This window comes from Acidianus infernus, assembly GCF_009729545.1.
Classification (GTDB): Archaea; Thermoproteota; Thermoprotei_A; order Sulfolobales; family Sulfolobaceae; genus Acidianus; species Acidianus infernus.
The window spans coordinates 226,425-251,210 of sequence record NZ_WFIY01000004.1; the positions used below are offsets into that span (position 1 = coordinate 226,425).

Sequence of the window (24,786 nt, forward strand, 5' to 3'; positions counted from 1 at the left end):
TTTTTGTTAGTTTAAATAATCTAAGTAACTTTTTAAGGTATTAAGTGTATAAATTATTTGGTGATAAATTATTGTCGAGGCTCTTCTAAAAGATGCAATTCTTGACATTACAAAACTTAGAAAAGATATGATAGAACTCGCTGGGGGCAAGGGGGCTAATTTAGGTGAATTAGTAAGTTTTGATATAAGAGTTCCTCCTGGTTTTGTTATAACATCTAAAGCTTATTCTTATTTTATTGCATATAATAATTTGGAATCGAAGATTAAGTCTATTTTAGAAGAAAAAGATTCCGCAACTGCTAGTGAAGAAATTAAACAATTAATAATTTCATCTCAAGTTCCTCCAGATCTTGAAAATGCAATTCTTTCTTCTTATGACGAATTGGCAAAGAAAGTTGGTAAAGAGGTTTTAGTTGCAGTAAGATCATCTGCTACTGCAGAAGATATAGAAAATGCTAGCTTTGCAGGCCAACAAGATACTTACCTTAATGTGAGTAGGAGCGAGCTTATTCAAAAAGTAAAAGAAGTTTGGGCTAGCTTATTCAATGAAAGGGCTATAGAATATAGAAAAACTAAAGGAATAGATTCAACAAAAGTGGAAATGGCAGTAGTGGTTCAGAAGATGGTTAATTCTAGGTCAGCCGGAGTAATGTTCACTTTGCATCCTGCAACTGGAGATTCTAGATATATTGTTATAGAATCATCCTGGGGATTGGGAGAAGCGGTAGTAGGTGGTAAAGTAACTCCGGATGAAATAGTTATAGAAAAATCCACATTAAGAATAGTAGAAAAGAGAGTATCTCATAAAATTTTGAAATATGTATACAATCCCCAAAAGAAGGCTAACGAAGAGGTAGACTTAAGTAATTCACCAGAAGCGGATAAAATAAGCATTTCTGATGAAGAAGCAATAGAATTGGCAAAGCTTGCACTTAAGATTGAAGAGCATTATAAAAGGCCTATGGATATAGAGTGGGCCATAGATGCTGATCTTAAATTCCCAGATAACGTTTTTATTGTTCAAGCAAGACCGGAGACTTTTTGGAGCTCTAAGAAAGCTACTAAAGAAGAAAAAGAAGAGGTAACTAGCGTAGAAAATAGAAAAGTCTTAGTTAAAGGTCTTGCAGCAAGTCCTGGTATAGCAAGCGGTATAGCTAGGGTAATTCTTGATGTAAAAGAGGCTGGGAATTTCAAGAAGGGAGATATACTAGTTACTAGAATGACAGATCCTGACTGGGTACCTATAATGAAAATAGCATCAGCAATTGTAACTGACGAGGGAGGTATAACTAGTCATGCAGCTATAGTTTCTAGAGAGCTAGGAATTCCAGCAATAGTAGGTACTAAAGAAGCTACCAAAGTAATAAAAGATGGACAAGAGATTACAGTAGATGCTACTAGAGGAATAGTTTATGAAGGAAAGATTGTAGAAGAGGTGGAAGAGCAAAAACCTCAAGTCACTCAAGGAATAAGCGGAATAAGTAGAGATACTCTGATGAGCCTATATCCAATTACTGCCACTAAGATTTACATGAATTTAGGTCAACCGGATATAATAGATAAATACGTTGATCTTCCTTTCGACGGAATTGGATTAATGAGAATAGAATTTATAGTATCAGAATGGATTAAATATCATCCACTTTATCTTATAAAAATAGGTAAGCCAGAGGAGTTTGTAAATAAGCTAGCAGACGGAGTAGCAAGAGTGGCTACAGCAATTTATCCTAGACCAGTAGTTGTCAGGTTTTCAGATTTCAAGACTAATGAATATAGAAGACTTATAGGTGGAGAAGAATTTGAACCTGAAGAAAGAAATCCAATGCTAGGATGGAGAGGAGTATCTAGGTATGTTAGCCCTCAGTACGAGCCAGCATTCAGACTAGAAGTTAGAGCTATAAGAAAAGTTAGGGAAGAAATGGGCCTAAAGAACGTTTGGGTAATGTTCCCATTTGTTAGAACAGAATGGGAACTTAAAAAGGCATTAAAAATCATGGAAGAGGAAGGATTACAGAGGTCTAAAGACTTTAAAGTCTGGATAATGGCTGAGGTACCTTCAGTAATAGTATTAGCTGATGTATTTGCGAAAATCATAGATGGTTTTAGCATAGGTAGTAATGATCTAGCACAATTAACTCTTGGAGTAGATAGAGACTCTGAAATTCTCGGAAGGATGGGATATTATGATGAAAGAGATCCAGCAGTATTACGCTCAATGAAGAAGTTAATAAGAATAGCTCACAAATACGGCGCCACGGTATCTATATGTGGCCAGGCTCCTAGCGTTTATCCAGAAGTTGCTGAGTTTCTAGTTAGAGCTGGAATTGATAGCATAAGTGTAAATCCTGATGCTGTAATATCAACTAGAAGAAACGTTGCTAGCATAGAACAGAAGATTATGCTTGAGAAACTGAGGAAATAATTTTTGAACTTACTTTTTTACTATAACACTCCTTACATATTCTTCTCGAACCGTCAAAATATGCAGTGCACTCATCACATATTAATCTTCCGCAAATTTCACAATATCCTAAGGATAGATGCTGATGGCATATCTGACATAAACTAATTTCGCATACTCTACAAATTCCTTTTTCTTTAACAAAATCATCTTCGCAGGCTTTTCTTCCGCAAAGTTTGCAGGAGTATTTAGCCTCTTTTTCTTCACATATTTCGCACAAATTCATCAAACCATTTGTACGCCTCCTCATCATTTTTTGCTTGTATTGGAGGATGCTTGAAATAGAATGCAGATACTTTAATTAGAGGTCCACCAATTTTCCTATCTAATGCAAGTTTTACGGCTCTTATTACATCTACTAGCACTGCGGCACAATTAGATTTGTCATCTACCTCTAAACTAGCTTCAACTTTTATAGGCATTCCTGCAAATCCTGAACCTTTAACATAAATGTAAGCTACTTTAGTATTGCCTAAAAATGGTATATAATCGCTTGGACCTATCCTTATTTTGCCTTCTTTCTCTATTTCTTCTTCGTTATCTAAAGTACTAGTTACTGCTTTAGTTTTACTTATTCTTTTAGATTGTAACCTTTCTTCTGTTTTCATATTTAAAAAATCCGTATTGCCTCCAACGTTTAACTGGTAAGTTTCTTCTACTTTAACTCCTCTTAACATGAATAGCGAGGTTATTGCTCTATGAAATATTGTTGCACCTACTTGCCCTTTTATATCATCTCCTGCAATTGGTAATCCTCTTTTTGCAAATTCTTCTGGAAACTTACCGGTAGGGTCACTAGCTATGAAGACTGGGATAGCATTAATGAATGCCACGCCTGCCTCTAAAGCGGCTCTAGCATAAGCTCTAGATGCTTCTTCGCTTCCTACAGGTAATAGATTTATTAGAATATCTGCCTTGCTTTCTTTCAATACGTTAACTACGTCTTCTATGTTAACTTGTTCTTGGATAGGATTAAATATAGATTTCATATGTGGTGCTACTCCATCCAACACAGGTCCGGGTGAAACTTTTACTCCAGTTTTCTTCATTTCTACTATTCTTGGAGTTATATTTGGAGGTTGGAATATTGCTTCTGCAATGTCTTTTCCAATTTTATTCTTAGAAATGTCAAATGCTGCTACTACTTCTATGTCAGTTACTTTATAATTGCCTATAATTGGAGTAATTAATCCTTCATAGTAATTGTCTCCCTTATTTTTATAATATTCTATTCCTTGAATAAGCATTGAAGCACAGTTTCCTAAACCAGCTATTGCTATTCTAATCATCACTTTTAAAGGGAAAATGTAGATTAAATATATATTGTTGATGAAAGGGATTTGTCTGAGCAGTGAGGAAGTGGAGCGACACTGAGGTGATTATGTTGTTAAGAAGAATGAAGGCTAAAGTGTATGGTAGAGTTCAAGGTGTAGGATTTAGAAGATTTGTTCAGATAAATGCAATAAGATTGGGAATAAAAGGTTATGCAAAAAATTTAGACGATGGAACAGTGGAAGTAGTTGCTGAAGGCTATGAGGAGGCTTTAGAGAAACTTCTTGATTACTTAAGACAAGGTCCTCCATTAGCTAAGGTTGAAAAAGTAGATTACGAAATGGAAGATTATAAAGGTGAATTTGATTCTTTTGAGACATATTAGTTTATATACCACAGCTTAACATTTTATTTTGGTGTTCTTGTTGAGCCAATGGCAATAGAGAGGGAAGAAATTCTTCCCAAATATTGGTATAATATAATACCAGATCTTCCCAAACCACTTCCACCTCCAAGAGATCCTCCAGATGCAGAATTTTCTAGAATAGACCTATTAAGGAAGATAATGCCAAAGGAAGTTTTAAGGCAACAGTTTACTGTGGAAAGATTTATAAAAATTCCAGAAGAGGTAAGGGAAGCGTACCTTAATATAGGCAGACCAACTCCATTAATGAGGGCAAAAAGACTTGAAGAAATGCTAAATACGCCTGCAAAAATTTACTTTAAGTTTGAAGGTGCTACTCCAACAGGTTCACATAAGATAAACACTGCTTTACCTCAAGCATATTTCGCTAAAGCAGAAGGAGTTAATCACGTAGTTACAGAGACTGGAGCTGGGCAGTGGGGTACAGCAGTAGCTTTGGCGGCAAGGATGTACAACATGGAATCTACAATTTTCATGGTCAAAGTAAGTTATGAACAAAAGCCTCAGAGAAGAACTATAATGGAACTATATGGAGGAAAAGTTTACGCAAGCCCTACAAACTTAACGGAATATGGAAAGAAAGTTTTGGCTGAAAATCCTTCTCATCCAGGATCTTTAGGAGTAGCAATGAGCGAGGCAATAGAATATGCCTTGACTAATAATTACAGATATCTAGTAGGTAGCGTGTTAGATGTAGCAATACTTCACCAGAGCGTTATAGGTCAAGAAGCAATGAAACAGTTGGACATTCTAGGAGAGGAGCCAGATATCTTAATAGGATGTGTAGGAGGAGGAAGCAATTTCGGCGGTTTCGCATTTCCTTTCTTAGGAGCTAAAAGAGGAGAAAAATTCATTGCAGTGGGTTCTTACGAAATACCTAAGTTTAGTCAAGGAGATTATATGTACGATTTTCCTGACAGTGCGGGTTTATTGCCGATGGTAAAAATGATAACTTTAGGTAAGGATTATGTGCCACCCCCAATATATGCAGGAGGTCTTAGGTATCATGGTGCAGCACCGTCTTTAAGTTTACTCATAAAAGAAGGGATAGTCGAATGGAGAGAATATAGTGAACCAGAGATATTTGAAGCTGCAAGACTATTTGCCGAAGCTCAGGGAATAGTTCCAGCTCCTGAATCAGCGCATGCAATAAAAGCTGTTATAGATGAGGCATTAAAAGCTAAGAAGAATCACGAGAGAAAGGTTATCGTATTCAATTTAAGCGGTCATGGATTATTGGATTTGCCAAACTATGAGTCAATGATGAAAAGGTTGTTAAAATGAGTAAGATGCTAGTTTCTTACGCAACATTAGGTTATCCTAAAGAGAATGAATACTTAGAATTTATCGACGGATGCGTCAAGGGGGGTTCGGATATTTTGGAAATTGGTGTTCCGCCAAAGTATGCTAAATACGACGGTCCAGTTATAAGAAGAAGTTATAAGCAGGTATCAAGCTGGTTAAAAGATATTTGGCCATTATTAAAAGAGACTAGAGATAGAGTAAAGATTCCCATAATTATTTTAACATATCTTGAAGATTGGTTACCAGTACTTGATGATTTTCTCTCTAATTTGGCTAAGATAGGCATAGATGGCATACTATTTCCAGATTTAATAATAGACTATGTAGATGATTACGAGAAGTACGTTAAGAAAATTAAGGATCATGGCTTGAAAGCTGTAATTTTTACTGCTCCTTCAGTCCCAGATCCTATGATACAAAGAGTCTCTAAAATTTCTGATATTTTCTTATATTATGGAGTAAGACCTACTACCGGAGTTCCTATTCCAGTGAGTGTTGACTCATTAATTACAAGAATTAGAATATTGGTAGATAATAAGCTAGTAGTAGGTTTTGGATTGTCAGATGTAGAGGACATGAGAAAGGCGTTAAGAGCTGGAGCCGATGGCATAGCTATAGGTACAGCATATATAGAAGCTATAGAGAAAGGTGGAGTCCAAGAGGCAATAAATTTAGTAAAATATTTTAGAGGCGTTTTAAATGAATTTTAAAGAGATTCTAGAAAAAATAACTGATAGGCAAGATCTAAGCATAAACGAAGCGGAATTGATTGCAAACTCAATAATGAAAGGCGAAATTCCAGAATTAGTTTCAGCGGCAATTCTATCATCCCTTAAAACTAAGGGCGAAGCTTCTGAAGAGATAATAGGCTTTGTAAGATCAATGAGAGCTAATGCAGTAAAAGTTAATTTAGGTGACGTAATTGACACTGCGGGCACTGGAGGAGATGGCTTAGGGACTATTAATGTAAGTACTGCTACTGCAATTGTTATAAGTCAAGTTTGTAAGGTAGCAAAGCATGGCAATAGGGCTGCTAGTAGTAAGAGTGGCAGTGCAGATTTCTTAGAAACTATTGGTTATAATATATACGTAACTCCAGAAAAAGCCAAAGAACTAATTTCTAAGGATAATTTTGTGTTTCTATTCGCACAGCTTTATCATCCAGCAATGAAGAACGTGGCAACTGTAAGAAAAACTCTTGGAATTAGGACTATATTCAATTTTCTAGGTCCGTTAACTAACCCTGCTATGGCTAAAAAGCAAGTTATGGGAATATTCTCAAAGAAATTTATGGATAAAATAGCTACAGCCGCACTTTCTCTTTCTTACGATAAGCTTTTAATAATTCATGGAGAGCCTGGAATGGATGAAGTAAGTCCTTTGGGTGTTACTACAATATATGAGGTTAAAAGCAATAAGATTGATAAATACGAATTTAACTTTACAGAGATTATAAAATATAAACCAAAAATATCAGAGTTATTAGCTAATGATAGTAGAGAGTCAGTAATCAAAGTTTTAAGAGCCTTTGCCGGGAAAGACAAAGCCGTAGAGGAGTTCATAAAGGTAAATTCTGCAGTGGCTTTATATTCATGCGGTCACGTTAAGGACTTTAAAGATGGTTACGAATATTCTTCGCAACTAATTTCTACATCATTAAATAAACTAACAGACATAATTTCACATAATGGTAATTTAAATATATTTAAGAATTTTATGGCGATGATAAGTGGTAACTAAATTAAAAATTTGTGGAATATCTACGATCAGTGACATCTTAGAGCTATCTAAGATGAATATAGATTATCTTGGGGTTGTTACTGACATTATAAGTAAAAGATATGTAAAAGACGAGTTCATTGGCTTTGTCAAGAAAATTTCAGAGAAGCCTATTGTTTCTGTTAAGGTAAATGGAAAAATTTCTGAATTAATTGAAAAAGCGAAATATGCTGACTTATTACAGATACATAGAGTTCTAAGCGATTCTGAGCTAGAAGAGTTAAACTCGTATGATAAGAGGATCATATTATATGTTCCTGCCAGTGAAAAGTATTTAGCATATTTAGATAAGGCGATTCGTTATTCAGACATGATATTATTAGATTCCCCTAGGAAAGGAGTTCAGATAGATCTAAATTTTGCTAGAAAAATAGCAAAAGAATATGATGTAGGTATTGGAGGTGGAATAAATATAAATAATATTGATAAAGTGATAGAAATTAACCCAAAGTGGATAGATATTTCGAGTGGAGTTGAAATATATCCTGGAAAGAAAGATATGCAGAAAGTAATGGAAATAGTGAGGCGTGTTAAAGTATGAATGTATATCCTATAACTTCCTTTGCTCAACCATATGAGGTTTTCAAATGTGTAAGAGCAAATGAAGATTTTGCTGCTCTTTTAGAGAGCGTTAGTGGTCCTCAAAATAAAGCAAGATACAGTATAATAGCATGGGGTAAGAAAGATTATTTGAGCTCTGAGTATTCAGAAGATATTGCAGATAAGCTTTATTCAATTTCAACATATGGGGGTTTTTCAATTCCAGAATTTAATGCGTATATCGGTTATGTGTCTTATGACGCTGTTAGGAACTGGGAAACTGTTAAAGATATTAAACCAGTAGCAGAATCGTGGCCTAACGGAGAATTCTTCTTGCCTGAAAATGTTATAATATATGATCATAATAGTGCGAAAGTCTATGTCAATGGAGATATACCTGAAATTTCTAGCTGTGGAGAAATAGGTAATATAAAATTCTCAAGTTACGACCAATCTATGAACAAAAATGAATTTGAGGACGCTGTAAATGAAATCTTAGAGTATATTAGAAACGGCTACGCTTTTCAAGTAGTCCTTTCTAGGTTTTACAGATTTACATTTAACGGTGACTTGATGAGATTCTACTATAATCTTAGGAAAATTAATCCATCTCCTTATATGTTTTACCTTAAATTTAAGGAGAGAGAACTTATAGGCTCTAGTCCAGAGTTACTTTTTTCCGTTCAAAACGGTATTGTAGAATCTTATCCTATAGCTGGTACTAGACCTAGGGGTAACACTCCAGAAGAAGATTTTGAACTAGAGCAAGAACTTCTTTCTTCTGAAAAAGAAAGAGCCGAACACTTAATGCTAGTAGATTTAGCTAGAAATGATATAGGTAGAGTTTGTTATCCTGGTACAGTGAAGGTTCCAGATTTTATGTATATAGAGAAATATAGTCATGTGCAACATATAGTAAGTAGAGTAATAGGTACTTTAAAAAAGGGATTTACTCCAGTTGACGTGCTAAAATCTACATTTCCTGCAGGTACAGTAAGCGGTGCTCCTAAACCTATGGCTATGAATATTATAGAAACTTTAGAGCCGTTCAAGAGAGGTCCTTATGCAGGTGCAGTAGGTTTTATATCTAAAGATTCTGCAGAATTTGCGATTTCTATTAGATCAGCATTCGTTAATAAGGATATATTTAGAATACAGGCTGGAGCCGGCATAGTATATGATTCTATTCCAGAAATGGAGTATTTTGAAACTGAGCATAAAATGAGGGCATTAAAAGTAGCTATGGGTGTTTAAAATGGACATTACTTTGATAATTGATAACTATGATAGTTTTGTTTATAATATCGCACAAGCTGTAGGCGAATTAGGAAGTTATCCTATAGTTATAAGAAATGACGAGATTACTGTTAAAGGAATAGAAAGGATAAATCCAGATAGAATAATAATATCTCCTGGTCCTGGCTCACCAGATAAAAAGGAGGATATTGGGATCGTAATAGATGTTATAAAGCAATTAGGAAAAAGAATTCCAATTCTAGGTATATGTTTAGGTCATCAAGCAATTGGCTATGCATTCAATGCTAAGATAAGGAAAGCTAAGGTAGTTTTCCACGGTAAATTAAGTACGATAATTCAAAATTCTTCTGCAGTGATTTATGAAGGATTGCCGAATGAATTCAAGGCTACTAGATATCATAGCCTTGTGATAGATGACGTAAAACCGCCTTTAATTATTGATGCATATTCTAAAGAAGATAATGAAATTATGGGAGTCCACCATGAAGAGTACAAGATCTTCGGAGTTCAATTTCATCCTGAAAGCATAGGCACGCAAGTAGGGCAAAAGATATTTTATAATTTCCTAAATAGGGTATGATAATGGTTAGATTTCTAACTGGCTGGTTAAAAGATGTAGTTAATAATGCATATAACAGACCTTATGTTCATAAAATTAGAGATAAGCCTATTTACTCATTAATAGAAGCAATAAGAAAGGCGAAAGAGGAAAATAAGAATCCTATCATAGCTGAATATAAAAGAGCCTCTCCTTCTGGATTTTCTGCAGATAGAGATCCTATAGAATATGCAAAAGAAATGGAAAGCTCTGGTGCTGTAGGAATTAGTGTGCTAACTGAAGATAAGTTTTTTTCTGGTTCATATGATTATTTATTTGCAATATCTCATAATGTTAAAATTCCAGTTTTGATGAAAGATTTTATAGTTAGTGAAAGGCAAATAGATAACGCATACAATTTAGGTGCGGATAGCATTTTGCTTATAGTTAGAATTTTAACTGAGAGAGAGCTTGAAAGCTTAATATTGTACGCAAGGTCTTACAGACTGGAGCCTTTAGTGGAAATTTTTGATGAGAAAGAGCTGGAGATTGCGTTAAATGCTGGTGCAAAAATTATTGGTGTTAATTCTAGGGATTTGCTTACATTTGCAATTGGTCAAGAAAGGGTGAAAAGAGTTTTACAAAAAATTCCATCAAATATTATAAGAGTAGCCGAAAGTGGTATAACTTCTAGGGAACAAATAGAAGAGCTAAAAAAATACGGTGCAGACGCTTTTCTAATAGGAAGTTCCCTAATGAAGGAACCAAGTAAAATTAAAGAATTAATTTAGACTATTATTCACAATGAGTTTTTCACAAGCTATAGGCAATTTGACAGGAGAATCAACTTTACTTTACCAAGAAATAGCTAGAAGAGTCGAGAAGGAAAAGGGTATAAAGACGATTAATTTTGGAATTGGACAGCCAGATGTGGTGACGTTCAAAAGGATAAGGGAAGAGGCTAAGAAGGCGCTAGATGAAGGGTATACGGGCTATACACCAGCAAAAGGAATTGATGAGTTAAGGCAAAAAATTGCGGACTTTTTATCGCAAAAATATGGAGATATAATTAAAAAAGACGAGGTAATCATAACCCCTGGGGCTAAGACTGCCCTATTTCTAGCCTTTTTGCTTTATATCAATCCCGGAGACGAAGTTATACTCTTTGACCCAGCATTTTACTCTTACGCTGAAGTAGTAAAATTACTCGGCGGTAAACCAGTTTATGTTAACATTAATTTTAACAAGGAAAAAGGATTTTATATAGATATTGATGATTTAAATTCAAAAATTACGGTAAAGACAAAAATGATAGTGCTAAATAATCCTCATAACCCTACTGGAATGGTCTTTGAACCTAAACAAATTATTGAAATTCAAGAAATTGCTAAAGAGAGAAAGATTATACTATTGTCAGACGAAATTTATGATTATTTTATCTATGAAGGTGAAATGAGGAGTGTTTTACAAGACTCTGGTTGGAGAGATTACGTCATTTATATTAACGGTTTTAGTAAAACATTTTCAATGACAGGATGGCGTTTAGGTTATGTTGTAGCTAAGAAAGAGATTATTGATAAAATGGGTATATTAGCAGCTAATATTTATACGTGTCCTACAAGTTTTGCTCAAAAAGGAGCTCTGGCAGCTTTTGATTCTTTTGATGAAGTAAAAGAAATGATAAAATTATTTAAGAAGAGAAGAGACGTAATGTTCTCTGAGCTTTCTAAAATAAAGAGTATAGAAGTATATAAGTCCCCGGGGGCGTTTTATATATTTCCCAATATGGAAGAAGTAGTAAAGAAAGTAGGCAGTTCTAAGGAATTAGCCATAAAATTAATAGAAGAGGCCGGCGTAATAACGATACCTGGAGAAGTTTTTCCATTAAATGTTGGTAAAAATTTCTTAAGGTTCAGCTTTGCAATAGATGAAGATAAAATTAAAGAAGGTGTTAAAAGAATTAAAGATGTGATAGAAAAAATTGTTGATGAGAAGAGCTAGAGCGATCAGTGAGCTAAACTCCCATGGGCTGATTTTCAGCTTTTTCAATTATAACTTCTTCTCTATCCTGTGATGGTATATACTCTAATGAGTTTATTTTAAGCGTAATTTTTACATCATTTTCTACTTTCTTAATACTCTCTATCATATCATTGCTGGCGTAGAGCTTTACGTTTACTGGAGTTACTATTGACATTTTATTCTTAATCTTTGAAGTTCTCACCATAGAGTTGAATTTCTTTACATAATCACCTATTTTTTCTGCTTCTTTATCTTCCTCTATATCATCAACATTAGGTAATTCTTCTAATAATACACTTATTTTGTCTCCAAATAATCTTGAATAAATTTCTTCTGTTATATGCGGAACTATTGGGTGTAGAATTATTATTATATCCTTTAATATTCTCCTTAGCGTGTATAGAGCTGATTGATCCTCGTTAAAGAGTCTATATTTTATAAGTTCCAGATACTCATCTGCTACGGTTTCCCAGAAATAGTTATAAAGCTCGTCAATTATGATGTAAAAGTCATAAGAGTTATAAGCCTCAATTGCTTTCTTGACAAACTTCTTATGCTTTATTAATATCCATTTATCTAAAATATGAAGATCGTTAGGCTTAGTTATATCTTTTCCGTGAATAAATGGATAAGAAAGCCTACTAGCGTTCCATAATTTTTGTAATAATAACTTTTTGCCTCTTACATTATCCCATTTGAATGGGAAGTCCTCTCCTATTGAAGCATCAAGTAAAGTCATTCTTATTGCGTCTGCTCCAAACTCATTTACTCTTTCTAAAGGTGAAACTACATTACCCTTACTTTTACTCATTCTACTTCCGTCGGGTCCTAATACTTGACCATTTATGAGAACTTGCTTGAATGGTACATTGCCAGTGAGCATTAGTGTCCTAAAGAACGTATAGAATAACCATGTCCTAATTATATCTGTACCTTGAAGTCTTAGTGATGCCGGGAAAGCCTTGGCAAATCTTTCCTTATTAGTATAAAATCCTGATAAGTATATCACTGTGACGCTAGAATCTATCCAAACATCTGCAACGTCAGTTACTGGTTTTAATGGCAATCCGCAATAAGGGCATTTTTCAAACGGCGGTTTAGTTTTTGTTGGATCTACTGGTAAATCTTCTTCTTTAGCCGGAATTAAGTGGTTATTATCGCAATACCAGAAGGGTAATGGAGTACCGTAAACCCTTTGCCTACTTATGTTCCAATCCCATTCTAAACTCTTTATCCATTCTTCTAAATAATAGGACATCCTAGAGGGCTTAAATTGCATCTTTTTGTATTCTTCAAGTAGTTTATCTTTGAATTTTAATACATCTATATAAATTTGCTTTTTAGTTAAAAATTCTATAGGAGACAAGCAATCACTTCTTTCAGTGTGAGAAAGTACATTGTGCTTAATTTTTTCTATCTTTCTTACGTATCCTTTCTCCTTTAATATTTCAATCATTTTTTGCTTAGCTTGTGCAACTGTTAGTCCATCAAGTATTCCAGTTCCTTTTATTCTACCTTTATTATCAATAATTTCAGTTGATGGCAAATCGTATTTAAGTTTCCATTTTATATCTTGCGGATCGCCATAAGTACTTACCATCACGGCTCCAGTGCCAAAGTCTTTCTCTACTGCTTCGTCTGCTATTATTTTAACTTCTTTATTAAATATTGGAACTATTGCTGTCTTTCCTATAAGATCCTTATATCTTTCATCTGTTGGATTTACTACAACTGCTTGAGTAGCCGCAAGTAGTTCTGGCCTGGTAGTTGCTATTACTATTTCTCCTCCATCTTTTAGCGGAAAGCTTATGTATACAAGAACTCCTTCTTTCTCTAGATATCCTACTTCACTTTGTGCTACTGCAGTTTCACATTTTGGACACCAATATACTGGTCCTTCCTTAATTTTTACTATTCCCATTTTATACATATCAATCAAACTTTTCTGTATAACTTTTCTATATTCAGGAGAATAGGTTTTGTATTCAAAGTCTTCCCAGTCTGGCCTATAGCCTAACCTTATCATTGCTGTTTTCATTCTATTTATCATTTCGTTAGTCCATTCTATACATTTTTGTAAAAATAATTCTCTATTTTCTTTAGGTATACCTAGCTTATACTGAACTTTTAATTCAGTAGGCAAACCTTGAGTATCCCACCCTTGTGGAATTAGAACGTTATACCCTTGAAGCTTCTTAAACCTTGCAATTGCGTCAGCAATTGTCACCCAGTATGCATGTCCCATGTGTAGTTCTCCACTAGTAAATGGTGGAGGCGTATCTATGTAGAAAACTGGTTTGTTACTTTTCTCATCAAAACGAAATACCTTTTCCCAATATTCCTTACTTAACCAAAGATTTTCCCACTTAGGCTCAATTTCTGCAGGGTTATAATGCTTTGGCCATTCTTCCATTTTCTTTGTTACATACTCCTGACTTAACAATAGCTGACCACCATCCGTTTATAAAACTTACAAATGAGATACTTACAAAGCATATTTTATACTTTTCTTACATTCTAATTTTATGGAAAAGATTGCCATAATAGGTGGTGGAGTTAGCGGTTCCTATTTAGCTTATTTACTTTCTAATTCGGGGTATGATGTTACATTATTTGACATTAAAGAAAAATACTTTAAACCATGTGGAGACGTAGTTCCTAATATTTATAAACCCAAATTTGAATGGAAAATAAAATATTATATAAAAAATTTTGCATTTTATTTAGATGGAGAAAGAATATATGATGTTAGTTATAGGAATCCAAAGTGGATTGTAATAGACAAGTCAGGATGGATAAATTCAATGCGGAAAAATGTAAACCAAGTAATTTCTACAAATGTAGATAAGTCAAAGTTCGACTTAATAATAGACGCAAAAGGTCCATATGACATGGATAGGCAAGTAGTTTATACTACTAGAGCATTAATTGAGACTAACGAATTTAGTGATGAGGCAGTACTGGAGTTTAATACAAAATTTACTGGATTTTTCTGGATATTTCCTGATGAGGAAGGAGTTTTGAACGTAGGAGCAGGTTTTATAGAAAACAAAAATTCTAAAGACATTCTCCTAAATTACATTAAGAATAAATTTAAGGATTACAAAATATTAGATTTGAGAGGGGCGCCAATATCAATAGGCGGTGTTAAATCTAAGTCCTTAAAAATTGGAGAAGCTAGAGGCTTAGTTTTTCCTATGAGCGGAGAAGGAATAAGACCCTCTGCAATTTCTGCAGAAATAGCATATGAAGCAATAACAAAAGGGAGGAATTTTGATGAATACTTATCTTATAACTTGACTAAAATTGAGAGAAGGATTGAAATACAGAGGAGGTTATTAGACGTGTATATGAGGTCTAATATTAATGCTAGAAAGTTTTTGCTAAAAATTTTCTTAAGAAATGACGTATTAATAGATGCGTTCCTTGAGGATAAATTAGATTTTGAAGGAATTTTAGAATCAGCTAGGGGTATAAAATATGGTTCAATTATACGTTGAAAACTCAAAAAGTAAGTCTGGAAAACATGCTATAAGAACTTTATTATATAAAGTAGTAGACGGTAAACTTATTGAAGTAAAGGATGAAGGAAACAAAGTTTCTCCAACTTATAAGGTAGGTGAGGCAAAGGTTATTAATATTAGCGATAATGGAACTTATATTTATGTTAAGTTGGTTAAAAATATTTATAACAAAATTATTGGAGAAATATTAGTTATAGATAATAATTCGATTGTATTAAAGCTCAAATATAGGAAGTTAAAAATAAAGAAAATAGAAGGAGACGAAAAATACTTTGATAAAGTAAAGGAATTATTTGAAAAGTTAAAGATTCCTATAAAAAGAGCAAACTTAAAGTGATAAAAATTGTTTAGCGTAAAACTTTTAGTACTAGAAGATCCAGGCAGGTTAAGAGACGTCTTCTATAGCATGGAAGGAATTCTAACTAATATTTGCAAGCCAATACGCCTTGGGGCTTCATATATATGTTCTGTCTCAAAAAATACGCTAATTAGTGTTTATCTTAGCGGCAATTTGAAAAATTTTCAGCTTCTAATAGAGATAGAAAGTGAAGACGCCGAAGAACTTACGACAACTTTAGATAGAATTATTAACGAATTAAAGAGTAAAGGAATTCATATTACATTATTTAATACTTCTACGACTTCCTTGTAGACCTCTTTTACCTTATTTTCATCATATTCGCTAATACTGCCTTTAAGTTCAGCAATTACATAACAAATAAATAACTTATTATTAATTTTACATATTCCTTTTTTAAGTATATTACCATATTTAAACGGAATATTTATATCTATGAATTGTATTTTACTCGTAGTTAACGTAACATTGGTCTTATCTAGCTTTATTTGCACATCCATAATTATAAACAGAGAAGAATTATCTTGAAGAAGAGTTACTTGATTCCCGTTAAAAAAATACTTTATCATATTACTGGAACCAGCTCGCTACCGCAATATGGGCATTTGCCCTTTAATCCTCTCTTGTCTGCTTCACAGAAGTATGCTTTATACTTCTTTTCGCACTTTGGGCACTTGTATACTACATCGACGCCTATAGTAAGTTTTCTATTGCATATCTTACAGTATACTTGAAACCATCCTAAATGTCCATAAGCGTTAGTCCCTCTTATTTTGACACTCATGATCTCTCCTTAAGTTCTACCCAGTATTGTATATATAATTTTCTGCAAAGGTTTTACCATCAACTTCAAACTAGGATTTAATATTTTGAGTGATAAAATATAGTCGACTATGAAAGCTACAGTGGAGTATTATAAGCCAGAGATCATTAATATTAACAATTTTTCCCTAGTAAGTATTAAGAAATATAATGAAGAAGAGGTTGACTACTCAGAAAATCTGGAATCTAAAACCATCAATGGCGAAGTTATAATAGTAAAATATAAAGAAGGAGAGATTATTAATGCTAGCGTAGATTGTAAGTATAAATTTCCATTTCCTGTAAAAATATTTAGAATAGGCATACCTAGGGAATTTAATAATGAAAATGTAAAGTTAGATTACATTAATGTTGCAGTGGACTCATTGATCATAGGCTTAAATTTTGATCTCAAGGATTACCCGTTTATAATCTTAGATACTAGTAATGGAGCTAAGATTATTTCTTCTTCTGACATAAATGAGGTTAAACCTACAATAGTTAAGAATAAGAAGAAAAAGAAAAGTAAGAAAGCAAAGAAGAAAAAGAATGCTAAGAAATCTAGTAAAAAACGTAAAGTTAAGAGCAAAAGTACTAGAAAGGGCTGAAGAATTTAAACTTAATAATAAAGCAGGAGAAGACGTATGGTTTAGAGAATTAGTATTATGCATATTAACTTCTAATTCCTCATTTATTAGCGCATATATAGCGTTAAATAATTTATACGATAAATTATTTTCTTTAGACGAGGACGGGATCTCGAAAAATCTTAAAAATTCAGGATACAGATTTTATAATTTAAAAGCTAAATATTTATTTAATGTGAGAAAGTATTATGGTATGCTAAAAGCTTGGATTTATCCTATAGCGAATAAGGATGAATATGAAGCTAGAGAAGAACTTCTTCAAATTGACGGAATAGGAATGAAAGAAGCCAGTCATTTCCTGAGAAATGTAGGTTACTTTGATTTAGCAATACTAGATAGACATATATTAAAATTTTTATCTTCTTATTATTTTTCTTACAATAAGAAGTATTTACAAAAAAAGGATTACATTTATATAGAGTCTGTTTTGAAAAGCATTTCAATTTCTTTAAATTTACCAGTTGGTTTACTTGACTTGTTTATATGGTATAAGGCGACTAATAAGTTAGTAAAATGAATAAAAATATATAAACCAGAGATTTCTCATATATATGAGCTAAAAATGATAACCTTAGCAGACTTCAAAATTGTTCAAGAAAGTTTAATTTTCTCCTTCTATGATACTGCTTCTTCTTATGTTTTTTCATCATCATGGTAAGTAATAGATAACTTCTTGTAACGGTGATAAAAATGGAGCAGACAACTATACGAACCAATTCTCTAAATAAAGAAAATCTAAATATATTAATAACTGATCCTGTAGCGGATGTAATGCTGAATACTCTAAAAGAGAAAGGCTTTCATGTAGACTATCAACCGGAGATTTCTAAGGAAGAATTAATGAAGGTAATTGAGAACTATGATATAATAGTAGTAAGGAGTAGAACTAAGGTAACTAGAGATATTATAGAAAGAGGAAAGAGGCTTAAGATAATAGCAAGAGCAGGAATAGGATTAGATAATATCGATACTGATGCCGCAGAAGAAAGAGGAATAAAGATAGTTTATGCACCAGGAGCATCTACAGATTCTGCAGTAGAGCTAACAATAGGTCTTATGATAGCAGGAGCAAGGAAAATGTATACTTCTATGACATTAGCTAAGAGCGGAATATTTAAGAAAATAGAGGGGTTAGAATTAGCTGGGAAAACTCTAGGAATAATAGGGTTTGGAAGAATTGGTACTAAAGTCGGAATAATTGCAAAAGCTATGGGAATGAGAGTATTAGCATATGATATAATGGATATAAAAGATAGGGCAACACAATTAGGAATAATTCCAGTAACCCTAGAAGAATTATTGAAACAGTCTGATGTAATTTCTCTCCATGTAACAGTAGGTAAAAATGCTAAACCAATTCTTGACGAGAAGGCGTTTGAAATTATGAAGGATAACGTAATTATAGTAAACACTAGCAGGGCAGTAGCAGTAGATGGCCAAGCTCTGTTAAAATATATAAAAAGCGGTAAGGTTTATGCATACGCTGCTGACGTATTGTGGAATGAGCCTCCTAAAGAAGAATGGGAATTAGAACTTTTAAAGCATGAAAGAGTTACAATAACTACGCACATAGGTGCACAAACAAAAGAAGCGCAATATAGAGTTGCGGTCACTACTACCGAGAATTTACTTAATGCTATAAAGGAATTAGGTGTTCAATTTTGATTTTAATACCCGGTCCAGTTAATGTGCCTCAAAGCGTCTCTTTTGCAGCAACCAAGGTTGTCAACCATAGGTCCGATGAATTTAGAGAAGTAGTAAAGTCCTTAGAAGAAAAGATGATAAAACATTTTGACTCCAGCAGAGTTGCGTTACTTACGGGCTCAGGAACTTTAGCTGTAGAATCTATGGTCTTCTCAGTATTAAGAAGAGGAGAGAAAGTAATAGTATTTACCTATGGAGAGTTTAGTAATAGGCTATTAGATTCTATAAATAGGAGGGGATGTATAACAAAGGTTTATTCTAAACCTGCAGGAGAGGGATTTTCGTTAGAGGATGTAAAAGTGGCTTTAGATGAAAATAAAGATGCTGATGCAGTGGCATTAGTACATAATGAGACTAGCACTGGAATAGCGTTTAGAAACTTAGGAGAAGTTGCTAAATTAGTTAAAAATTCAGGAAAGAAGCTTGTAGTCGATTCTGTTTCTGGCTTTGCCGCATATGAGATAGACGTTAATAAATGGCATATTGATGCTATTGCAACTGGTAGTCAAAAGGCATTAGCTTCAATACCAGGAATGGGGTTCGTCGCATTATCTGAGGAAGGAGTAAACGAACTTCATGGCGATGATATGCCAAACTACCTTAACTTGAGATTAGCATTAAAATTCCAAGATAAGCACGAAACTCCATTCACTCCGTCTACTGGAGCTTTCTTTGCTTCATTAAGGGCTGCAGAAATTCTAGAAATGGAAGGATTAGAAAATAGAATAAAAAGACATGAAGCTTGTAGTAGATATCTAAGATCTGTACTATCTAGTATTAACTTTTCGTTATTTGGTAACGAGAGTAATTTCTCAAACACTGTAGTTGCAGGAGTTCCTCCTATTCCTTCTAAAACTCTTAGGGAAGAGTTGAAGAAACGTGGAATAGAAATAAGCGGAGGAATGGGAGAATTAAAGGATAAAATAATTAGGGTAGGTATATTAGGAGTCGTAGATGATAGAGCTATATCTAGATTATTGCTATCGCTTTCTGACGTATTAAAACAAGATATTGAGATTAAACCGCCAGCAGATTGTAAACTTCCAGAATTCTTAAGGCAAGAGGTTATATGGTAAGGTAAATTTATTTTCCTAGATTAATATGTACTTAAGATGTCTGAATTAGAAATCGTCAATAAGCTGAATGTTGCTTATATAGAATCTTGGAAGAAGAGATTAACAATTTATGAAATTGCAAGAATAGTTAGTGCAAGAGCTTTACAGCTAGCTATGGGCGCAGTACCATTAATAGATATATCTGGATTTAAACCTGAGCAATTAAACTCCATATCTATTGCTGAAGAGGAGCTAAAAAGAGGAGCTTTACCTATAACAATTAGGAGAAGATTTCCTAATGGTAAAGTAGAATTAATTTCCGTTAAGGAAATTTTAGGGGGTTAAATATATCCTGTAGTCCGAGAAATTATACGTTAATTATAGCTGAAAAACCTAAGGCAGCTAGAAAGATAGTAGACGCTTTTTCTTCAAAATTCATAACTTGTAAGTCTAACTCTGTATTATATTGGGTGATTCCTAGTAGGAATATAGTAATAGCTTCAGCTGTTGGCCACTTGTTTAATCTAACTGGGCCCTCTGGATTCCCAATATTTGAGGTTGAGTGGAAACCACTATGGGAGATAGACAAGAAATCCTACTATACTAGGAAATATTTGATTTTGCTCCAAAGATTATGTAAATATGCTAAAGAATATATAAACGCATGTGACTATGATATAGAAGGCTCAGTAATTGGTTATATGATAATTAAAAATTTTGGCGATTTAAAAAAAGCTAAAAGAATGAAATTCTCGTCGTTAACTAAGGAAGAGTTAATTAAATCTTTTAATAATTTACAGCCATTGGATTATAACATGGTTAATGCTGGAATTGCTAGGCATGTAGTCGATTGGCTTTGGGGTATAAATGTTAGTAGGGCTTTAATGAGTGCGGTAAAAGATGTATCAAATAAAAGTGTAATATTGAGCGCTGGAAGAGTACAGAGCCCTACGTTAATAGAAGTTGTTAAAAGGCATCTTGATAGAGAAACTTTCGTCCCTTTACCTTATTTTAAAATAGAACTAAAAATAAGGCTTGGAAATATAATAAATACAGTATATCTAGATCAAGAGTTTCATAATATTGATGACGTAGAGTCTTTAATAACTAGGTTAAAGAAAGATAAGCTAATAATAGATAAAAATATTTTAAATAAAGATAAAATAGCTAGACCTCCTCCTTTCAATTTAGGAGATTTACAATTAGAAGCAGGAAGGCTATTTGGGTTGTCTCCTTATAGAACTGAGAGAATAGGAGAAGAGCTTTATCTAGACGGGGTAATAAGCTATCCAAGGACTAATAGTCAGAAGATACCACCCACTGTTAATATTAATGACATTGTAGCAGGATTATCTCAAAGATTCGGAAAGCTAGTGGATGAATTAAACCTTATGACTAAAGGGAAATTTATAGTTAGGCAAGGTAACAAAGATGACCCAGCTCATCCTGCAATTTACCCTACAGGGATTATTCCTAAAAAACTAGGTAAACAAGAAAGTGAAGTTTATGAGCTTATTGTTAGGAGATTTTTAGCATCTATTTCTAGAGATGCGGAAGTCACAAAGCAAAGAATTATTCTAAAATTTGAGAAAGAAAAATTAAAGTTGCAATTAGATTTTCAAAAGATAACCTATGAGGGTTGGTTAAAGATTTATCCTTATCACAGATTTGAGAACGAAGAGCTCGTAAACGTTGAAGAAGGAAGTGAAGTAGAAATAATTTCAATTAAACCAAGGCTTTTATTGACAAAGCCTTCAACAAGGTTTACCCGGGTTTCTCTACTTAAATGGATGGAAGATGTAAAAATAGGTACTGAAGCAACAAGAGGTAAAATTATAGAAACATTATTCCAGAGGAAGTATGTAGTAACTAGAGGAAGTTATATCCATCCGACAAAACTTGGCATAATAGTTTCTGAAGTTCTCGAGAAATACTTCAACGAACTAACTAACGTTAAAATGACAGCAGATATGGAAGATAAGCTAGACGAAATTATTTATGGTAAGAAAAATAAAGATGAAGTAATTAATGAGGTTAAAGATAAAATTTCCAAATACTTTGAGAAGTATAATGAGGAAAAGAAAATTATAGGCTTAGAGCTAGCTAAAGGTTTGAATTTAGTTAAATATAATAAATGCAAACTATGTGACTTTGAGGCTATAAAGGACGGATTATGTAAATATCATTTAATTGCTAAAGAAAAGCTTAATGAAGCAATTAAAATCTGGAAGGATAGAACAGGATATGACATAAAGACGATTTTAAAATACATTAGGGGAAGTAAGTCCACAGGAAAATTAATAAGCGATTTGATGTCTATTTAACTTAAATGATGTTAGACATGCCAACTGAGCGATGAAGTGCACTTGGGGTAGCTGATTATTTATAATGCCTTAAACTTTTCAGTCCAAGCTTCATAAGCTTTAATAAGTTCTTGGTTAACGCTTGGCTTTCTTATCTTTAGCACTTCTTTGAAATCATCCATAGTTATTTCTCTAGGTTCAGATAAGTTCTTCTCAAACATTTCTTTCACAACTCTCATATGAGCAGACTGTACTATGTCTCTTATATCGCTAGCTGAATAACCTTCAGTAATTTTAGCTAATTCTTGAAGGTCAACATTGCCCAGTTTAACCTTTGATGTATAATACTTGAATAACGCCAACCTCTGATTAAAATCTGGTAAAGGAACATAAATTCTCTTTTGGAACCTCCTTAAGAAAGGCTCATCTAATCTCCAAGGCTTATTAGTAGCACCTATAACATAAACCATGTAATTTTCATTTTTATCCATTATTCCGTCCATTTCCTTTAAGAATTGGTTTCTAACTCTAACTTCTCCTCCAACTTCTGAAGTATATGTTCCAAGTAACGCGTCAATTTCGTCCACAAAAATTATAGCCGGTTTATTATCTTTCTTAGAATATTCTCTCGCAGTATTGAATATTTTTGCCACATTCTTTTCTGCTTCTCCTAGCCATTTTGACATTATAGAAGCTGCGTCAACATGAATGAAGTAGGAGTCTATTTCATTAGCTACCGCAGCCGCAAGCATTGTTTTTCCGTTACCCGGAGGTCCATATAAGAGGATTCCTCTCGGCCAACCTAATGGGAATAAATCAGGCCTCTTTGAGGGGTATATTATTGCTTCTTTTAAAGCTTCTTTAACGTCATCTAAGCCTACAATGTCGGAGAATGAAACTTTAGGTTTTTCTTTCATTATTAGTTCATCATCTGTTTTTTGGGAATTATCCTCTTGAGGAGTTTCCGGCAACATGTTTTCAAGAACGCTTACGCGCTTCTTGTATTCATCAATCATTTGTTCATAAGCTTGCCTTGTCGGAGAATCTGGATATAAAACAACTATTTGAGTTAAAACGTCTATGGCTTTCTTATAGTAAGCGATTGCTTCGTCTCTATTTCCTTCCTTATCAGCTCTTACTGCAGCGATAGCGTATTTCCTTGCCATTTCTTCTAACATTATGGGAGCGCTCATTTTCTCATGCCTCAATACTAATTAGGCCTTTATTTGCCATTTCCTTAAGTAATCCCATTACCTCGTCTTTTTCCACTCCATATTTTTTGACTACATATTCTACATCTAGGAAGCCGCCATTACTATTGATATAATTTAAGAGTTCTCTTTCATCCAACTTTTTCTTTTCATACTGAAGTTTAACTTGAGTTGTAGAGGGTGGGTGAGGCAAATCTGGTAACATTTCCTTTATTTTAATTTCTGCAGTCCTTTGTGCTTCTTCCATTATCTTCTTAGCTTGTTCATCTATTGTAGAAGGTAAAACAGTTTTATCGCTCAAAGCTCCAGTCTCTACTGCAATACTATTTACGCTACTTGTTATCGAATCTAAAGCCAAAGCTACCTCTGGTGCAATTCCTTTTATTTGATCCTTTAATTCACCTAATATTTTAACTACTGGGAATAAAACTAGCGACACGCCTTGTAATTCTTGAACGGTATCTAGTTTTAATCTTACTTTTTCTATTGCTAAGAATGCTGTATAAATTATTTTAATCATCTTTCTAATATCAGAAATTTCCTGCGCATAAATTGTAGCTCTCGCAGTATCTCCTTCTATTTGAGCTCTAACCAGCTTTTCAAAAAGCTCTTTATCTCTTTCCTTTAATCTATGCATTCCCTCTTCTAGCTTGCTTTGTTGATCCTTTAGTTTAATTGATATCTCAGTTAGGAGCTTACCAAGTTGAGCTCTCTTTTTTTTATCACCATTAAAGCGGGAAAATATGGGTAACTTTTCTAGCATTCTATTTCACTGGCTTGATCATAAAGTATTTATTACCTTTACTGGTATAGGCATTGGTATGTCCGACTTATTCTGATCGTTCTTATTACTCTGATCTGAAGTATTACCTATTGGTGTTGGTGTTTTTAAGTCGAGTCCTTCTTTATCTAATAGGTCAAGTTTATCTAACGTTTTCCTTATGTCGTCTTTTTCCATTGTATAACTATCCTTAGCCTGTCTTAAAATTTCTATAGAGTTTTTATACGAAGATTCCGACATTTCTGCAGCTATGTAACTCATTTTTACAGCTATCATTGCTTTATCAATTTGCGTTAGTTGGTCTTCAACGTCATTAAGTCTTTGTTTTAGCTTATTCTTAATCTTTGTATAATCATCCCTTATCTTTACCATTTCAGTGTCAAGCTTTCTTTTCATATCGTCGTACGTTGATTTTGGAATCTCTTGTTTAGCGTACAACTCCTCTAATGCTCTTTGTCTTTTCCTAATTTTTTCCATATATGTTAAGGTCTTTATAGCCTCGGCTTTCCAATCTGGTAAAACTACAATGTTGTCTCCGTCAATTTTTATTCTAGAAGGATCTATAGTATTAAACGAATTTCCTTGAGCTACTTCTATTCCAGTAACGCTTCCATCGACTTCGGTGTAAACGTGAACGATGTATCCAAAATCTCTGCCATATGGATCTTTTACTTTTTGTCCAATGTATTTCATTAATATCTCAGCTGATATCATGGTAATACTCCTCAAAGTTACATGTTGAGATAAAATATTTAAAAGGGTTAAGGCTCGTCAGAAGGTCTTTTTCATCACAGATAAGCGCTT

At 33.7% G+C, this 24,786-nt stretch carries 27 protein-coding genes; 19 read left to right on the forward strand and 8 right to left on the reverse strand.

Going from position 1 to position 24,786, the window contains the following annotated elements; all coding sequences use genetic code 11:
• Positions 1-67 precede the first annotated feature (67 nt).
• Positions 68-2,422 carry a pyruvate, water dikinase gene (gene ppsA / locus D1867_RS01375; protein ID WP_338078078.1) on the forward strand — a complete coding sequence of 785 codons (2,355 nt, stop codon included), beginning with the start codon at positions 68-70 and terminating at the stop codon, positions 2,420-2,422.
• Here ppsA and D1867_RS01380 read toward each other — a convergent pair.
• Both D1867_RS01380 and D1867_RS01385 read right to left on the reverse strand, forming a co-directional pair.
• Complete coding sequence (locus D1867_RS01380) at positions 2,397-2,687, reverse strand: hypothetical protein (RefSeq protein WP_155862488.1); 291 nt, start codon at positions 2,685-2,687, stop codon at positions 2,397-2,399. The two genes, ppsA and D1867_RS01380, sit on opposite strands and share 26 nt — an antisense overlap.
• Positions 2,665-3,750: an inositol-3-phosphate synthase gene (locus D1867_RS01385; RefSeq protein ID WP_155864360.1), complete on the reverse strand. Its 1,086-nt coding sequence runs from the start codon at positions 3,748-3,750 to the stop codon at positions 2,665-2,667. Before D1867_RS01385 ends, D1867_RS01380 begins: the two co-directional genes overlap by 23 nt.
• A gap of 95 nt (positions 3,751-3,845) precedes the next feature.
• Here D1867_RS01385 and D1867_RS01390 point away from each other — a divergent pair, with 95 nt between their 5' ends.
• From D1867_RS01390 to D1867_RS01430, 9 genes are read left to right on the forward strand one after another with little or no spacing between them, the layout of a single operon-like run.
• On the forward strand, positions 3,846-4,118 hold the full coding sequence (locus D1867_RS01390) for an acylphosphatase (protein WP_048054926.1): 273 nt from the start codon (positions 3,846-3,848) through the stop codon (positions 4,116-4,118).
• A 48-nt stretch (positions 4,119-4,166) separates the two neighbouring features.
• The gene (locus D1867_RS01395) at positions 4,167-5,441 is read left to right on the forward strand and encodes a TrpB-like pyridoxal phosphate-dependent enzyme (RefSeq protein WP_155862489.1); all 1,275 of its coding nucleotides are present in this window, start codon (positions 4,167-4,169) and stop codon (positions 5,439-5,441) included.
• Positions 5,438-6,172 carry a tryptophan synthase subunit alpha gene (trpA, locus tag D1867_RS01400; protein WP_155862490.1) on the forward strand — a complete coding sequence of 245 codons (735 nt, stop codon included), beginning with the start codon at positions 5,438-5,440 and terminating at the stop codon, positions 6,170-6,172. The genes D1867_RS01395 and trpA overlap by 4 nt, the downstream gene beginning before the upstream one ends.
• Positions 6,162-7,202 carry an anthranilate phosphoribosyltransferase gene (trpD, locus tag D1867_RS01405; protein ID WP_155862491.1) on the forward strand — a complete coding sequence of 347 codons (1,041 nt, stop codon included), beginning with the start codon at positions 6,162-6,164 and terminating at the stop codon, positions 7,200-7,202. The genes trpA and trpD overlap by 11 nt, the downstream gene beginning before the upstream one ends.
• Positions 7,192-7,782, forward strand: a complete 591-nt coding sequence (trpF, locus tag D1867_RS01410) for a phosphoribosylanthranilate isomerase (protein ID WP_338077920.1) — start codon at positions 7,192-7,194, stop codon at positions 7,780-7,782. Before trpD ends, trpF begins: the two co-directional genes overlap by 11 nt.
• Complete coding sequence (locus D1867_RS01415; RefSeq protein WP_155862492.1) at positions 7,779-9,035, forward strand: anthranilate synthase component I; 1,257 nt, start codon at positions 7,779-7,781, stop codon at positions 9,033-9,035. Before trpF ends, D1867_RS01415 begins: the two co-directional genes overlap by 4 nt.
• Before the next feature lies 1 nt (position 9,036).
• Positions 9,037-9,618 (forward strand): aminodeoxychorismate/anthranilate synthase component II, encoded by a 582-nt coding sequence (locus D1867_RS01420; RefSeq protein ID WP_155862493.1) that lies wholly within the window; start codon positions 9,037-9,039, stop codon positions 9,616-9,618.
• Positions 9,619-9,620: 2 nt separating this feature from the next.
• The gene (gene trpC, locus D1867_RS01425) at positions 9,621-10,367 is read left to right on the forward strand and encodes an indole-3-glycerol phosphate synthase TrpC (RefSeq protein ID WP_155862494.1); all 747 of its coding nucleotides are present in this window, start codon (positions 9,621-9,623) and stop codon (positions 10,365-10,367) included.
• Positions 10,368-10,380: 13 nt separating this feature from the next.
• Positions 10,381-11,577 carry a pyridoxal phosphate-dependent aminotransferase gene (locus tag D1867_RS01430; protein WP_155862495.1) on the forward strand — a complete coding sequence of 399 codons (1,197 nt, stop codon included), beginning with the start codon at positions 10,381-10,383 and terminating at the stop codon, positions 11,575-11,577.
• A 13-nt stretch (positions 11,578-11,590) separates the two neighbouring features.
• Here the strand turns inward: D1867_RS01430 and D1867_RS01435 are convergent, their stop codons facing one another.
• Positions 11,591-14,011: a valine--tRNA ligase gene (locus D1867_RS01435; RefSeq protein WP_240872296.1), complete on the reverse strand. Its 2,421-nt coding sequence runs from the start codon at positions 14,009-14,011 to the stop codon at positions 11,591-11,593.
• A gap of 112 nt (positions 14,012-14,123) precedes the next feature.
• Between D1867_RS01435 and D1867_RS01440 the strand changes: the two genes are divergently transcribed.
• The 3 genes from D1867_RS01440 to D1867_RS01450 are packed head-to-tail and all read left to right on the forward strand — an operon-like array spanning position 14,124 to position 15,774.
• On the forward strand, positions 14,124-15,098 hold the full coding sequence (locus D1867_RS01440; RefSeq protein WP_155862497.1) for an NAD(P)-binding protein: 975 nt from the start codon (positions 14,124-14,126) through the stop codon (positions 15,096-15,098).
• Positions 15,079-15,459 (forward strand): hypothetical protein, encoded by a 381-nt coding sequence (locus D1867_RS01445; protein ID WP_155862498.1) that lies wholly within the window; start codon positions 15,079-15,081, stop codon positions 15,457-15,459. Before D1867_RS01440 ends, D1867_RS01445 begins: the two co-directional genes overlap by 20 nt.
• A gap of 6 nt (positions 15,460-15,465) precedes the next feature.
• A complete protein-coding gene (locus tag D1867_RS01450; RefSeq protein WP_155862499.1) occupies positions 15,466-15,774 on the forward strand; it encodes a hypothetical protein in 309 nt (102 codons plus the stop codon).
• Here D1867_RS01450 and D1867_RS01455 read toward each other — a convergent pair.
• On the reverse strand, positions 15,735-16,049 hold the full coding sequence (locus tag D1867_RS01455; protein WP_155862500.1) for a hypothetical protein: 315 nt from the start codon (positions 16,047-16,049) through the stop codon (positions 15,735-15,737). The two genes, D1867_RS01450 and D1867_RS01455, sit on opposite strands and share 40 nt — an antisense overlap.
• Complete coding sequence (locus D1867_RS01460; RefSeq protein WP_155862501.1) at positions 16,046-16,264, reverse strand: hypothetical protein; 219 nt, start codon at positions 16,262-16,264, stop codon at positions 16,046-16,048. The genes D1867_RS01455 and D1867_RS01460 overlap by 4 nt, the downstream gene beginning before the upstream one ends.
• A gap of 109 nt (positions 16,265-16,373) precedes the next feature.
• Between D1867_RS01460 and D1867_RS01465 the strand changes: the two genes are divergently transcribed.
• The 6 genes from D1867_RS01465 to D1867_RS01490 all read left to right on the forward strand — a co-directional run bounded on the left by D1867_RS01465 (position 16,374) and on the right by D1867_RS01490 (position 22,011).
• The gene (locus D1867_RS01465) at positions 16,374-16,889 is read left to right on the forward strand and encodes a hypothetical protein (protein ID WP_155862502.1); all 516 of its coding nucleotides are present in this window, start codon (positions 16,374-16,376) and stop codon (positions 16,887-16,889) included.
• The gene (locus D1867_RS01470; RefSeq protein ID WP_155862503.1) at positions 16,831-17,445 is read left to right on the forward strand and encodes an N-glycosylase/DNA lyase; all 615 of its coding nucleotides are present in this window, start codon (positions 16,831-16,833) and stop codon (positions 17,443-17,445) included. The genes D1867_RS01465 and D1867_RS01470 overlap by 59 nt, the downstream gene beginning before the upstream one ends.
• 173 nt (positions 17,446-17,618) lie before the next feature.
• A complete protein-coding gene (locus tag D1867_RS01475) occupies positions 17,619-18,593 on the forward strand; it encodes a D-2-hydroxyacid dehydrogenase (protein ID WP_155862504.1) in 975 nt (324 codons plus the stop codon).
• The gene (locus D1867_RS01480) at positions 18,590-19,708 is read left to right on the forward strand and encodes a pyridoxal-phosphate-dependent aminotransferase family protein (RefSeq protein ID WP_155862505.1); all 1,119 of its coding nucleotides are present in this window, start codon (positions 18,590-18,592) and stop codon (positions 19,706-19,708) included. Before D1867_RS01475 ends, D1867_RS01480 begins: the two co-directional genes overlap by 4 nt.
• A gap of 36 nt (positions 19,709-19,744) precedes the next feature.
• Positions 19,745-20,032 (forward strand): DNA-directed RNA polymerase subunit K, encoded by a 288-nt coding sequence (locus tag D1867_RS01485; protein ID WP_155862506.1) that lies wholly within the window; start codon positions 19,745-19,747, stop codon positions 20,030-20,032.
• A 35-nt stretch (positions 20,033-20,067) separates the two neighbouring features.
• Positions 20,068-22,011, forward strand: coding sequence for a DNA topoisomerase I (locus tag D1867_RS01490; RefSeq protein ID WP_338078079.1), 1,944 nt, complete (start codon positions 20,068-20,070; stop codon positions 22,009-22,011).
• Between the two features lie 59 nt (positions 22,012-22,070).
• Here D1867_RS01490 and cdvC read toward each other — a convergent pair whose 3' ends face one another.
• From cdvC to cdvA, 3 genes are read right to left on the reverse strand one after another with little or no spacing between them, the layout of a single operon-like run.
• Positions 22,071-23,183, reverse strand: a complete 1,113-nt coding sequence (gene cdvC, locus D1867_RS01495; RefSeq protein WP_155862507.1) for a cell division protein CdvC — start codon at positions 23,181-23,183, stop codon at positions 22,071-22,073.
• 4 nt (positions 23,184-23,187) lie between these two features.
• Positions 23,188-23,964: a cell division protein CdvB gene (gene cdvB, locus D1867_RS01500; protein ID WP_155862508.1), complete on the reverse strand. Its 777-nt coding sequence runs from the start codon at positions 23,962-23,964 to the stop codon at positions 23,188-23,190.
• 18 nt (positions 23,965-23,982) lie between these two features.
• On the reverse strand, positions 23,983-24,696 hold the full coding sequence (gene cdvA, locus D1867_RS01505; RefSeq protein WP_155862509.1) for a cell division protein CdvA: 714 nt from the start codon (positions 24,694-24,696) through the stop codon (positions 23,983-23,985).
• Between the last annotated feature and the right edge of the window lie 90 nt (positions 24,697-24,786).